Origin of the sequence: Kitasatospora humi, assembly GCF_020907985.1 — a bacterium.
GTDB lineage: Bacteria > Actinomycetota > Actinomycetes > Streptomycetales > Streptomycetaceae > Kitasatospora > Kitasatospora humi.
Genome location: NZ_JAJJPA010000011.1, coordinates 22,260 through 34,901, shown reverse-complemented (window position 1 = coordinate 34,901; position 12,642 = coordinate 22,260). Strand labels below are relative to the sequence as shown.

General features: G+C 74.5%; 9 protein-coding genes. 1 reads left to right on the top strand and 8 read right to left on the bottom strand.

Annotation, left to right across the window (positions count from 1 at the left end):
- The first annotated feature begins 151 nt into the window (after positions 1-151).
- A complete protein-coding gene (locus tag LN042_RS13620; RefSeq protein WP_230051436.1) occupies positions 152-1,564 on the top strand; it encodes a helix-turn-helix domain-containing protein in 1,413 nt (470 codons plus the stop codon).
- 222 nt (positions 1,565-1,786) lie between these two features.
- Here LN042_RS13620 and LN042_RS13610 read toward each other — a convergent pair whose 3' ends face one another.
- The 8 genes from LN042_RS13610 to LN042_RS13575 are packed head-to-tail and all read right to left on the bottom strand — an operon-like array spanning position 1,787 to position 12,603.
- A complete protein-coding gene (locus LN042_RS13610; RefSeq protein ID WP_230051435.1) occupies positions 1,787-3,148 on the bottom strand; it encodes an MFS transporter in 1,362 nt (453 codons plus the stop codon).
- Complete coding sequence (locus LN042_RS13605; protein ID WP_230051434.1) at positions 3,145-4,776, bottom strand: amino acid adenylation domain-containing protein; 1,632 nt, start codon at positions 4,774-4,776, stop codon at positions 3,145-3,147. The genes LN042_RS13610 and LN042_RS13605 overlap by 4 nt, the downstream gene beginning before the upstream one ends.
- Complete coding sequence (locus LN042_RS13600; RefSeq protein WP_230051433.1) at positions 4,769-5,509, bottom strand: thioesterase II family protein; 741 nt, start codon at positions 5,507-5,509, stop codon at positions 4,769-4,771. Before LN042_RS13600 ends, LN042_RS13605 begins: the two co-directional genes overlap by 8 nt.
- Positions 5,506-6,963: a condensation domain-containing protein gene (locus LN042_RS13595; protein ID WP_230051432.1), complete on the bottom strand. Its 1,458-nt coding sequence runs from the start codon at positions 6,961-6,963 to the stop codon at positions 5,506-5,508. Before LN042_RS13595 ends, LN042_RS13600 begins: the two co-directional genes overlap by 4 nt.
- A gap of 18 nt (positions 6,964-6,981) precedes the next feature.
- On the bottom strand, positions 6,982-9,045 hold the full coding sequence (locus LN042_RS13590) for a cytochrome P450 (protein WP_230051431.1): 2,064 nt from the start codon (positions 9,043-9,045) through the stop codon (positions 6,982-6,984).
- Positions 9,046-9,050: 5 nt separating this feature from the next.
- Positions 9,051-10,538 (bottom strand): condensation domain-containing protein, encoded by a 1,488-nt coding sequence (locus LN042_RS13585; protein ID WP_230051430.1) that lies wholly within the window; start codon positions 10,536-10,538, stop codon positions 9,051-9,053.
- Entirely contained in the window at positions 10,535-12,388 is a 1,854-nt protein-coding gene (locus LN042_RS13580) for a non-ribosomal peptide synthetase (protein WP_230051429.1), read from the bottom strand. Before LN042_RS13580 ends, LN042_RS13585 begins: the two co-directional genes overlap by 4 nt.
- The gene (locus LN042_RS13575) at positions 12,385-12,603 is read right to left on the bottom strand and encodes an MbtH family protein (RefSeq protein WP_230051428.1); all 219 of its coding nucleotides are present in this window, start codon (positions 12,601-12,603) and stop codon (positions 12,385-12,387) included. The genes LN042_RS13580 and LN042_RS13575 overlap by 4 nt, the downstream gene beginning before the upstream one ends.
- Positions 12,604-12,642: the final 39 nt, after the last annotated feature.

Genomic DNA, 12,642 nt, shown 5'->3' with positions numbered 1-12,642 from the left:
CCTGCCATCGGACGCCCCGCCCGGACCGGCCCAGGACCTCACCGTCCAGCGGCCACCGGCCCGCGGCGGGGCACGGCGGCTGATCGGGCCGGCGCCGGGTACCTGGTCGGGCCCGGGGTGCGGCCACCCTCGGATAGCGGAGGATCATCTGATGAACGTTCAGGCTCCCTCGGCCGGACTCGGCACCCTGCTGCGCAGCGCACGCCTGCGGGCCGGCCTCACGCAGCAGCAGCTGGCCGGTCTTTCGACGATCAGTGTCCGGGCCATCCGGGATCTCGAACAGGGCCGGGTCCAACACCCGCGCAAGGACACCATCAGGCTGCTGGCCGACACCATGAGGCTCAGCGGCACCCGCCGGGCCACCCTCCAACTCGCGGTCGAGAACGCCTCGGTGGCCGGCACCCTGGGCGACCTCTACGGTGTCGAGTTGGCCCCGCCGCCGGCCCCGCTGCGACCGCTGACCGGGCGTGTGGCGGAGCTGCGGGCGCTGACCGGCCTGCTCGGCGCGGAGCACGAGCGGCTGCTCACCGTGGTGGGCCTGCCCGGTGTCGGCAAGTCACGGCTGGCGCAGGAGGCGGCGCTGTGCTTTCACGCCCGGGCCAAGGCACCGGTGCTGTGGGTGGCCATGGACCGCGGCGCCGAGGAGCCGTCGGGGATGCCGCAGCGACCGCAGTCGGCCCTGGTCGGCTGGGTCAGGTCGCTGCTCGCCCAGGGCGGGAACGGCGGAGCCATGGACGAACTGGCGGGCCTGGTCCGGGACAAGCCGACGCTGCTGGTGCTCGACGGCTATGACGCGGCCCCGGGCGGCCTCGGCCCCGGGCTGCTGGCGCTGCTGCACTCCTGCGAGCGGCTGAAGGTGCTGATCACCAGCCGCCGGCCGGAACGGACGCTGGACGGACGGCTGATGCCGCTGGCCCCCCTGCCGCTGCCGGGCGGGCCGTGCCACCCCGTTCGGCGGCCGGCGGCGCCGGCCGCCGAACAGGCCGGGTCCGCCGTGGAACTGATGCTGTCGTACGTCAGCCACCTGCGCCCCGACCTGCTGCCGACCGAGTCGGTGGTCACCACCGTGGCCCGGATCTGCCACGCGCTGGACGGGCTGCCGCAGGCATTGGAGGCGGCCGGGTCCTGGCTCCTGCTGTACTCCCCGGAACAGTTGCTGGAGATCGTCCGCAGCACGCCGCTGGCGCTGATCGACGGCGCCGCCCCTCCGCTGCCCGGCGACAGCCCCCAGTTGAGCGGGCTGCTGGCCGACACCGTGCGCGAGCTGGGCCCGCGGCTGGCGGCGCTGCTCCGCGCGGTGGCACCGCTGACCGGTCCCTGGACGGTGGAGGCCGCCGCCCGGGCGCTCGGCATCCCGCCCGCGGTGGCGGCCAGGGACGTCCACGCGCTGGTGCTGCACGGCCTGTTGCGCCAGCTGCCGGCCGCAGCGGGCGGGCCCGCCCGGTTCGGCGTGCTCAACCTGGTCCGGCGGCTGAGCCTGGCGCAGCCGCCGGCACCCTGCGCGCCGGCAACACCACCGGGCGCGGCCGGGCAGGCACCGGTGCCGGCCGCCGCGGTCGCCTGACCGGGTTGCACCGCCCGGCCGACTCACACCGACCGGCCGCAGCTCCAGCGTGCAGCCGCGGAGCACGGCCCGGCGGTGCGGCGCGAACGCCTCAGGGTGATACGTGATCTCGTCGCCGTCCAGCGCCGCGAGCACCGTGTCGAGACGGTAGAAGCGGGGGTCCACCAGTGCCAGGCCGATCACCGGCCGGCCGGACGCCTGCTCGACCTCGTGTTCGGTGCGTCACGGGGGCGCGGTCGACCAGCTGGGACACGGAGTTCCTTCCGCGGCGGAGGATTGCTGGGAAGTGACGGCGGGTTCGTGCTCGGGCCGGTGGCGCAGCGGCGAGCAGCCGAGGAGCAGGGCGGGCAGCAGTGCGGCGGTCACCACGCACCACAGGGCGCCGCGCGGCCCGAGCAGCGAGCCGAGCACGCCCCCGGTGAGGGCGCCCAGGGGGATCGCGCCGAACATCAGGAAGCGGGTGGTCGCCGAGATCCGGCCGAGCAGCGGCCGAGGGGTGGCCCGCTGGCGGAAGCTGCCGACCACCACGTTGAAGACGATCAGTCCGGCGATCGGGACGGCGCTGCCGAGCACGAAGAACACGGTGGCCGCGCCGGTGCCGGTGAGCGGCAGAAGCAGGCCGAACGGAGCGGTCGCGCCCAGGCTGAGCCGGATGGTGCGCGGCTCGCCGAGCCGGCGGGTCAGCGGGGCCGCGGCGAACGCGCCGGCCAGGCCGCCGGCTCCGGTCGCGGCCATCAGCAACCCCACGGCCACGGGCGGCAGCTGGACGGTGCGGACCAGAAAGACCACCACGACGGCCTCCCAGGCGGTCAGGGTGAGGTTCGCAAGCGCGGCCACCACGGTGAACAACCGCAGCAGGCGGTGCCGCCGGACGAAGCGCAGGCCCTCCCCGATCTCCCGCCGGATCGACCCGGCCCTCGGCTCCGGGGGCCCGTCCGGCTCGCGGCCGGTCACCGGGGCGGGTTCCCCGACGGGTTCCCGGGCGAGCAGCAGGCACAGGGTCGAGGCGGCGAAGGTCCCGGCGTTCACCAGCAGCCCGACCGCCGCGCCGCACACCTGCGCGAGCACCCCGGCCAGGCTGGGACCCGCGATCTGCGCCGAGGAGTCGCTGCCCTGCAACCGGCTGTTGGCGGCGACCAGGTCGTCCGGGGCGACGATGAGCGCCACGTACACCGGGTACGCGGTGCTGAAGAACACGTTCGCCAGGCCGAGCACCGCGGCGGCGGCCATCACCTGAGCCACCGTCAGCACGTGCGCCGCGGCCGCGAGGGGAACGCTCAGCAGGCTGACGGCCGAGACCACGTTGCACGAGATCATCAGCCGTCGCGGGCTGTGCCGGTCGACCCAGGCACCGGCGGGCAGGCCGACCAGCAGCCAGGGCACCCACTGGGCAGCGATGATCAGCCCGATCCGGAAGGAGTCCGCGTGCAGCGTGACGGTGGCCAGCAGGGGGAGGGTGACCCCGGTGACCGCGGTGCCGACCTTGCCGGCGCTCTCGCCGCACCAGAGCAGCCGGAACGCGCGGTTCGTCCGCAGACCGGAGCCGGCCGCGGCCCCCGGCGACTCCCGCAGGGCCTTGGTCATCGGGGACCGACCAGCTCGGGCCCGCCGTGCAGACCGCGCAGCAGCGCGGGTCGGTCGATCTTGCCGTTGGGGTTCAGCGGCAGCCGGTCGAGGTGCACGAAGCGGCGCGGCACCATGTGGCCGGGTATCCGCTGCCGCAGCCAGGCCTTGGTGTCGGCGCGGGGCAGCGGCTCGCCGGAGTGGCAGGCCACCAGTTCGGTGCCGCCCGCTCCGGGAACGGCGACCACCACCGCCTCGACCACGCCGGGGTAGCGCCGCAGGGCCGTCTCGATCTCGCCCAGCTCGACCCGGTGGCCACGGATCTTGACCTGGTTGTCCATCCGCCCGAGGTGCACCAGCGTGCCGTGCTCCCAGCGCACCCGGTCACCCGTGCGGTAGTAGTGCTCCGGGGTCAGCGCGCTCTCGTCGCGGTGGACCTCGACCGTGTCGTCGGCCGGCCGCAGGAACCGTCCCTGGTCGTTGGCCGGGTCGAGGTAGCCGTCGAACCGCTGGACCCCGCGGACGCACAGCTCGCCCTCGGCCGCCTCGCGTCCCCGCTCGTCCAGGACCGCGGATTCGAGGTGGTCATGGACCAGGCCGATCGGGACCGAGTCGGTGGAGGTCCGCGGCCATCGCGCCCGGTCGGCGGGGAGCTGGTACGCCGTGCAGGCGACGGTCAGCTCGGTCGGCCCGTAGACGTTGGTGATGGCGCTGTTCGGCGCGACCGCGCGCCACGCCTCGACGTGCCGGTAGGTCAGCTGTTCGCCGCCGAACACGCTGTGGCGCAGCGAGGTCGCCAGTCCGGTCGGCAGGTGGCCGAGCGCCGCGCTGACCGAGATGAGCGAGGGGACCGACAGCCAGTGGGTGAGGCCGCGCTCGACCACCCAGGCCACCGGGTTGAGCAGCTCACCGCGCTGCGGGACGACCAGGGTGGCGCCCCCGCCCCAGGTGACGAACAGGTCCCACACCGACGGGTCGAAGGTGAGGTCGAAGATCTGCGTGGTCCGGGCGCCAGGGACGACCTCGAAGCGGTCGATCTGGTGCGCGATGAACGGGGAGACGTTGCGGTGCCGGATCGGCACGCCCTTGGGCCGGCCGGTCGAGCCGGAGGTGAACAGCACGTACGCGAGGTCGTCCGCGCGCGTCCGGTACGGCGGCAAGGGGACGACGGGCTCGGCGCCGGCCGGTTCCGCGGTGAGCTCCCGGTCGGTGAGCGCGACCCCGGTGGGCCGGGGCCCGCCGTCCGGGGCCGGGTGGCGCTCGGGCGCGTCACTGACTAGGACGTCCACCCGGGCCAGCGAACAGACCGCCTGGTTCCGGGCCTCGGGATGGTCGGGGTTGAGCGGGGTCACCGCGGCTCCCAGGCGCTGCGCCGCGAGGTACCCGGCGTAGGCGACCAGGCTGCGGGAAGCGCGCAGGGCGACCCGTTCGGGCCGGGTGCCGTGGGCGGCCAGGATCCGCCCGGCCAGCCGGTCGGCGTGACGGCTCAGCTCCTGGTAGCTGTAGCGGGCGTCCCCGATCTCCAGCGCCGCGGCGTCCGGACGGGCCGCCACGGAACGGGCGAACCACTCGTACAGGGTCTCGGGGGGCCGCGGCGGCAGCCGGTCGGACGACGGGAACCGGAACGACGATGACGGCCGGTCAGTCATGGAGCACCTCGGCTCGGGGCGTGGCCAGTCGCCTCAGCTGAGCGGCCACGGGTTCGACATCGGTGAACAGGAAGTCATGGCCGCCCTCGAACGTCGCGAACGCCGTGGGCGCGGTGGTGTACTCGAGCCAGTCGTCGAGTGCCGTTCCGCTCGGCGCGGAGGGGTCGGCGACCGAGTTCCAGACCCGCAGCGGGGTCGCGATCGGCCTCACCGGCCGGGACCGGTAGGCGTCGACGGCCCAGTAGTCGGCACGCCAGGAGTCGACCAGGAAGCGCAGCAACTCGGGCTCGCCGGCCAGCTCCTGGGGCAGCCCACCGCCGGTGACCCGGCGCAGCACCGCCGCGTCGTCGAGCTGATCGTCGGCGATGGGCGGGAGGCGGTGCGGCGGAAGCTGGCCGGCCACCACCAGCTCGCGCACCACGCCGGGGAGCGAATCCTGCAGGCTGCGCACGAGTTCGAGGGCGATGTACGCGCCCAGGCTGTGCCCGACGACCACCAACGAGTCCGGGCGGGGGCCGTCGACCAGCTGCCGCGCCAGCTCCGCGGCCCAGCCGGGGATCGCGTCCGCGGCGCCGGCAGTGCCGGCGCCGCCGGGCCGCCGGAGCGCGACGGCGGTCGGCACCTCGGTGAGGGCCGTGATCAGCGGCCTGACCGTACGGGCGGTGCCGCCGACGCCGGGAACCAGCACGATGGCGCTCCCCAGGGGCGGCAGGGGCGGATGCAGTCGGATCACCGGTCGTCTCCCCCCAGCACGGCGGCCGTCTCCTCCAGCACCTCGCGGTAGGCAGCGGCCAGCGCCTCGGCGCCGGCCCCGGCGGGCGCTCCCCGGTCGCAGGTGAGGACGGTGACCAGCCGCGCGCCGTCGACCACGGCGTGGACCTCGACCGGGTGGGACAGGAAGTTGTCCGGGTACCGGTCCGAGACGATCGCCTCGGTGGCGTCGGTGAACAGGTCCTCCGGCCGCTCGGTGAACCGGCCCAGGTAGTTGACCAGCACGGTGGGCACCACCGCGGAGGCGGCGCCGGCCCAGGCGTCGCCGAGCTGCCGGCCCGCCGCGGTGATCAGCGCGCGGGACTCCAGGCGGTCAGGAGTGAGCAGGACGGTCCGCAGGCGGGTGAACCAGCCGGTCGTCCGGCTGATGTCCATCCCGGCGGGGGCGGTGTCCCGGCCGTGCTGCTCGACCTCGACGCCGACCTGCTCCGGTCCGCGGACCCGGGCGACGGCGCGGGCGACCGCGGCGACCAGCAGCGCGTCCATTCCCACGCCCAGCTCGGACCGGACCCGGCCCAGCAGGGTTGCGGTCACCCGCTCGGACGCGCGCACGGTGACCGAGGCCGCGTCCGCGACCCTCGCGCTCCGGGCCACCGGCGAGGCGGGCGTCGCGCCGGGCCCGGTGGCGAGGTGTCGGGCCCACAGGCCGTACGGGCTGGTCGGCGCCGGGAGGTCGACCGGCTGCCCGAGTCGCAGCCGCCGGTAGCTCCTGGTGAGGTCGGCGCGCAGGATCCGCCAGGAAGCGCCGTCCACCGCCAGGTGGTGCGCGGTGACGAACAACCGCCGGCCGGCGTCGCCGAGTTCGAAGAGCGCGGCTCGCGCAAGCGGTCCGTCCACGGGATCGACCGAGCGCTGCAGGCGGGTGGTGTGCGCCAGCAGCTCCCGCTCCCGATCGGCGGTGGGGCGGCCGGACAGGTCCAGGTGTTCGAGCCTGACGCCGGTCTGCGCGGAGTAGCGCAGCCGGGGCTCGCCCGGGGCGCCGGCCAGGCGCAGCCGGAAGGAGTCGTGGTGGTCCAGGACGGCGGTCAGGGCCGCCTCCAGAAATGCGCCGTCCAGGCCGTCCGCGTGCCACAGCACGGACTGGGTGACGTGGCGCGGGTGCGGCTGCCCGAAGCACAGCCGGTGCTGGGCGGCGGTCAGCGGGAACTCCTCCGGCGCGGCATCAGCGGGCCGCGCGAGTGGGGCGCGGGTGATCCGGGCCGCGAGTTCGGCCACCGTCTGGTGCTCGATCAGGTCGAGCGGAGTGAACTCCAGCCCCTCCTCACGGGCCAGCGCGACCGTCTCGATGACCAGCATCGAGTCGCCGCCGAGTTCGAAGAAGTTGTCCGACCTGGTGACGGGCACCACGTCCAGGACCTCCGACCAGACCGCGGCCAACCGTTCCTCGACGGCGCCTGCGTCCAGGGTCACAGCCATGTCATCCCTCCCGAGGACTCACCGGCCGACGAGCCGCACCGGCAGCTCGTCCAGACCGAAGTTGATGATCGACTTGTTGTGCCGTGGCGTCCCGGTCAGTTCCACCGCTCGCACCCGCTCCCGCAGGGCCGAGAAGATCGCCGAGAGCTCCGCCCTGGCCAGCGCGGCACCCAGGCAGAAGTGCGCGCCCCAGCCCAGGCCCAGGTGGCGGTTGGGCGACCGGTCCAGCAGCAGTTCCTCGGGGCGGTCGAACCGGGCCGGATCGTGGTTGGCGGCCCAGGTCCACACCACGACCTTCTCCTCCGCCCGGATCGCGGCCGGCCCGAGCGTGACGTCCCGGGACGCGGTGCGGAGCACGTGCAGGCCCGAGGAGGTCCAGCGCAGCAGTTCGTCGATGGCGCCGGCCATCTCCACCTCGCCCCGCCACAGCGCGTCGAACTGACGGGGGTTGCGCAGCAGCGCGAGCATCCCCATCGCGGCGGTGTGGCGGACCGTCTGCACGCCGCCGACCAGGATGTTGTCGAGGTTCAGCACGACCTCCTCCAGCGGGAGCAGCGTGCCGTCCACCCGGTGGGTGGCCATCACGCTGACCAGGTCGTCGGCCGGCCGCGCGCGGTGCTTGATGGTGTGGGTGAACAGGTAGCGGATGAGCTCCTGGTGCCCGGTGCGGCGGGACTGCGCCGTGGTGCCGAGGAAGGCGTCGTCGCACAGCGCGACCACCGTGGCCCGGTCGGCGGCCGGGATGTCGAGCAGGTCGCACATCACCGAGAGCGGCACCGGGGCGATCACGTCGACGAAGTTGACCTCGCCCCGCGCCAGTCCGGACCGGACGGCCTCCTGCGCGAGTCGCGCCAGCCTCGGGGCGTACCCGGCGGTGTTGCGGGCGCCGAAGAACGGCGTCAGCGGGTTGCGGATGGTCCGGTGGTGCGGGGGGTCGCACAGCGCCATCATCTTTCCGGAGCCCGCCGGCACCGAGCCGTCCGGGCTGGTGCCGAGCAGCGAGCCGCCGGTCGAGCTGAAGGCCCTCGCGTCGCCCAGCACCTGGGCGGCGAGCTGGTAGGAGAGCACCGACCAGACCGGCCCGTCGCCCGCGACCGTGGTGCGGTGCACCGGGGCGGCGGCGCGCAGCGCGTCGATGCGCGCCGCGACGTCCGGGCCCTCCCAGAAGGTGGTGTCGGACAGGTCGACGTCCCGGTCCGCCGCGATGGCAGCGGGCCGGCGGGCGGGCGCGCTCGGCCGCACCGGCTGGGCCGCATCGACGGGCTGCAACGGCTGACCGGCGCCGGCGACGACGGTTCGCAGCGGCTCGACCGGTTGGACGGCGGCGGCCGCGACGGCGCGCAGCAGCTCGGCCGGGCCCGGATCGGTGGGGACCGCGAGCAGGTGCCCGCCCTCGACCACCGTGGTGTCCAGGCCATGTTCGGCGACCTCCGCCCAAGCCGCCAGGTCCTGGCCGGCCACCATTGGATCGCCGGCGCCGACGACCGCGTGCAGCCGCGTGCCGGACAGCGGGCCGGGACGGTACCGGTAGGTGCGGCACAACGCGAGGTCCGCGCCGGTGGTGGCCAGCGCCAGTGCCTCGAACTCGGCGTTCTCCGCGACGACTCGGTCGAATCCGGTGGCCGCCAGCAGCCCTGCCGCGTCGAGCTGCTCCGGCAGCTCGCGCACCCAGTGCTGGGGCGCGTGCGCGGAGGCGGGGACCAGGAAGCGGGGGCGGTGACCCGGCGGAAGGGCGCGGGCCGCCTCGAAGCCGAGCAGTGCGCCGAAGCTCTGCCCGTAGAGCCCGAAGGTGACGCCCGGGTGGGTGTGCGGCAGCAGTGCCCTGACCACCCGGTCCACCAACGCGTCGAAGTCCGTGGGCATCGGCTCGCGCAGCCGGGCGCCACGACCCGGCAGGCGCAGTGCCCACACCTCGGTCTCGGGCGCCAGGGCGCGGGCCAGTGGCGCGAACGCTGAAGCGTCGCCACCGGCGTGCGGGAAGCAGAAGAGCCTGACGCGCGCCGCGGGTTGCGGGGCCGGCAGCAGGAACCAGTCGTCCACCACCTGGGGCCGGCCCGGCCGGCGCTCCACCGTCGTCGTCATTCAGATCAGTCCTCGTGAGCCGTGGTCAGGGGCCGGCCGCCGTCGAGCAGCGGGCCCACCGGGGTGTCCGGGTGGTCGCAGAGCGCGGCCAGCAGGTCGAGGTAGTCGTCGCGGAACTGTTCGGCGGTGCTGTCCCGGTAGCGCCGGGTGTCATAGGTGAGGCAGCCCTCGATCGCCTCGGGCCCGTGCCGGCGCAGGCTGAGTTCGAGGTCGCAGCGGGCACCGTCGTCGTGCAGGATGCGGCACTCCTCGACGGCCAGGCCGTACCAGTCGTCGGCCTCGCCGCCCACCGTGGCGTCGTCAACCAGTTGGAACGCCACCTGGGCGAGTGGGGGGCGACCCGCGCTGCGGCGGATGCCGAGGATCTTGACGATCCGGTCGAACGGCAGCAGGTCGTGGTCGAGTGCGCCCGCGACACCGGCATGCGCGGCCTGGACGGTCTCGGCGAAGGTCGCTTCCGGGCGCACCGTGCTGCGCACCGGGAGCAGGTTGACGAAGTAGCCGACCACACCGTCGAGTTCCGGGAACGGACGACCGCTGCTGGGCACCCCGACCACGAGGTCGGTGCGCCGCGCGGCCCGGGCGAGCCAGAGCGTGAACGCCGCGAAGGTGACGGCGAACGGGGTGCAGGCTTGCTGCGCGGCCAGCACCGTGACCTGGCGCACGATGGCGGCCGGCAGGTCGAAGTGCACGGTCCGCCCTGGCTGTTCGATGTCTCCCGGGCCTCGGGGGTCCGGGGGTGCGGTGGACTCCTCGGGAGCGTCGGCCAGCGTTCGCCGCCAGTAGTCCAGGGCTCGCTGGTAGCGCGCCGTGCCGGACATCGCAGTGCTCTGCCAGTGCGCGAAGTCGGCGTATTGATGAGTGAGTTCGGGCAGTTCCGCAGGCGCCCCGGTCACCCGCGCCGAGTACCGCGCGGCCAGGTCGCGCAGCAGGATCCGCAGCGACCAGCCGTCCACCACGACATGGTGCAGGACCAGGACCAGCCCGTGGTCGTCCGGGGCGAACCGCAGCAGCCGGGCCCGGATCAGCGGGTCGCGGCCGAGGTCGAACGGGACGGCCAGCAACTCCCGTGCGGCGTGCTGGATCTCCGCGTCCCGCCGCTCCGGCGGCCGGCCGGTCAGCTCGGTGAGCTCCGGCGGGCTGGTCCGGCCCGGCGGATGGGTGAACCCCTGGGGGCGGCCGCGCAGGGCGGTCAGGATGTTCGTCCGCAGAGCCGGGTGCCGGGCCGCCAGGTCGGCGAACGCGCCGTCGAGGGCGTCGGGCCGCAGCGGTCCGTGCAACCGCAGCGCGGCGCAGACGTGGTAGGTGGTGGCGTCCGGCTGGAGCTGTTGGAGGAACCAGAGCTGCCGCTGGCCCTCGGTGAGCGGGATCTCGCCGGTCCGTGCGGTGTCCCGCGGCAGCGCGTCGCCGTGGCCGCTCGCCGGGTCGACCAGTGCGGCGAGCAGCTCGCGCATCGCGTCGTCCGGGCCTGGCCGGCGCTGGGAGGCAGTCATGGCGCCAGCCTTCGCACCAGCTCCGGCAGATCGGGTTCGACCCCGGCGCGGTCGAGCTCCGCCCGGATCGTCGTGGTGAACTCCGCGAGGTCCCGGGCCCCAAGCAGGCTGCTGAGCGTGATGTCCACGCCCAGTGCGGCGCGCAGCACGTACAGCAGCCGCACGGCAAGCAGCGAATGGCCGCCCAGTGTCAGGAAGTTGTCGGCTCCGGTGATTCCCTCGACGCCCAGCAGCCGACCCCAGGCCAGGGCGATGAGCTCCTGGAGCGGGTCGGTGGCCGGGGCCTGCCGGCGCGGCTCGCTCGCCACGGGGGCGGAGCCCGGCGCGGGCAGCGCCCTGCGGTCGATCTTGCCGTTGGAGGTGAGCGGGAGGGCCGGCAGCACGGTGAGGACGGCCGGGACCAGATACTCGGGCAGTTTCGCCCGCAGGTGCGCCCGAAGTTCCGCCACGTCCACCGCGCCGCCGGGGGCCGCGGTGACGTAGCCGGCCAACCGCTTGTCGCCGGGCGCGGGTTCGTCGACCACCACCGCGCAGGTGGCCACCGAGGGATGGGCGGCCAGCACGGCCTCGATCTCCCCCAGCTCGATCCGGAAGCCGCGCAGCTTCACCTGGTTGTCCCGGCGTCCAACGAACTCCAGTGAGCCGTCCGGCAGTCGGCGCACCAGGTCGCCGGTGCGGTACATCCGCGCGCCGGGTTCGGCGCTGAACGGGTCGGGCAGGAACTTCTGTGCCGTCAGGCTGGCCCGGTCGAGGTAGCCGTGGCCGAGAGCCGGACCGGCGACGTACAGCTCACCGGTCTCGCCGTCCGCGGTCGGCCGCAGTCGGTCGTCCAGCAGGTGGACGATCCGGTCGCCGACCGCCCGCCCGATCGGCAGGACGTCCCCGGCCAGGTCGGCCGGCCGCAGCGGTTGCACGGTGGTGAACACGGTCGCCTCGGACGGGCCGTAGCAGTGCACCAGTCGGGTGTCCGGGTAGCGCAGGGCGATCCGCCGGGTGTACTCGGTGTTGGCACTCTCTCCGCCGAAGAGCAGGTGCCGCGGAGCCGTGGCGGGACCGCCTTCGGTGAGGGCCAGCAGGTTGAACGCGGCCGTGGTGAGGAAGAGCACGCTGGCGCCGTACTCGGCCGCGGTGCGGGCGGTGGCGACCGGGTCTGCGTTGTCGTGGCCGGGGATCAGCACCCGGCCGCCGGACAGCAGCGCCGGGTACAGGTCCAGGATGTGCCCGTCCCAGCTCAGTGCCGCGTGCAACACCGAAGTGGCCCCGGGGCCCCAGTAGGCGTACCGCTCCCCGGTGAAGAAGCCGGGCACCGCGCGGTGCGGCACCAGCGTGCCCTTCGGCAGCCCCGTCGAGCCCGAGGTGTACGGCACGTACACCACGTCCTCGGGGGTCAGCTCCAGCCCCGGATCGCGGGTCTGCTGCCCGGCCTGCTCCAGGTCCGCCAGGTCCAGCACCGGCACCCCCGACCGGGGCGCCGCTGCCGGATCGGAGCTCACCACGACCACCGGCGCCGCGTCGCGGACGAAGTGCGCCAACCGCTCGGACGGCACCCCGGGCTCCAGCGGCAGGTACGCCGCCCCCGCCTTCAGCACCCCCAGCATCGCCGCCACGCACTCCAGCGACCGCGTCAGGTGCAGCCCCACCCGGTCACCCACACCCACCCCGTGGCCCCGCAACCACCAGGCCACCTGGTTCGCCCGCCGGTTCAGCTCCCGGTAGGACCACTCCCCCGCCCCCACCTGGACCAGCGCCACGGCCTCCGGGCTGGTCCGCACCTGCTCCTCGAAGAGGTCGACCACGGTCGCCGTACCGCCCGCGATCGTCCTGGGCTCGATCTCCAGCCCGATGGTCATCGCGCGGACTCCTCGGCCCGGCGCCGCGCGATCGAGTCCCGCAGGCTCTTCGGGCGGATGTCCGACCAGACCTGCTCGACCCGGGCCAGGCAGTCCGCCTCACTGCCGCTGGTCCCCTCCGACCGCCAGCCGAGCGGGAGTTCCAGGCCGACCGGCCAGAGCGAGTACTGCTCCTCGTCGTTGACCACGACGGTGAACTCGGTGAAGGCATCCATGATGGCTACTCCGTTCTGATGTTCTTGATGCGAAGTCAG

Bases quoted from the DNA above. Each gene is read 5' to 3' on its own strand.
- LN042_RS13595 (WP_230051432.1), bottom strand. From the start codon at position 6,963: ATGGCTGTGACCCTGGACGCAGGCGCCGTCGAGGAACGGTTGGCCGCG.
- LN042_RS13590 (WP_230051431.1), bottom strand. From the start codon at position 9,045: ATGACGACGACGGTGGAGCGCCGGCCGGGCCGGCCCCAGGTGGTGGAC.
- LN042_RS13605 (WP_230051434.1), bottom strand. From the start codon at position 4,776: ATGACTGACCGGCCGTCATCGTCGTTCCGGTTCCCGTCGTCCGACCGG.
- LN042_RS13580 (WP_230051429.1), bottom strand. From the start codon at position 12,388: ATGACCATCGGGCTGGAGATCGAGCCCAGGACGATCGCGGGCGGTACG.
- LN042_RS13585 (WP_230051430.1), bottom strand. From the start codon at position 10,538: ATGACTGCCTCCCAGCGCCGGCCAGGCCCGGACGACGCGATGCGCGAG.
- LN042_RS13620 (WP_230051436.1), top strand. From the start codon at position 152: ATGAACGTTCAGGCTCCCTCGGCCGGACTCGGCACCCTGCTGCGCAGC.
- LN042_RS13610 (WP_230051435.1), bottom strand. From the start codon at position 3,148: ATGACCAAGGCCCTGCGGGAGTCGCCGGGGGCCGCGGCCGGCTCCGGT.
- LN042_RS13575 (WP_230051428.1), bottom strand. From the start codon at position 12,603: ATGGATGCCTTCACCGAGTTCACCGTCGTGGTCAACGACGAGGAGCAG.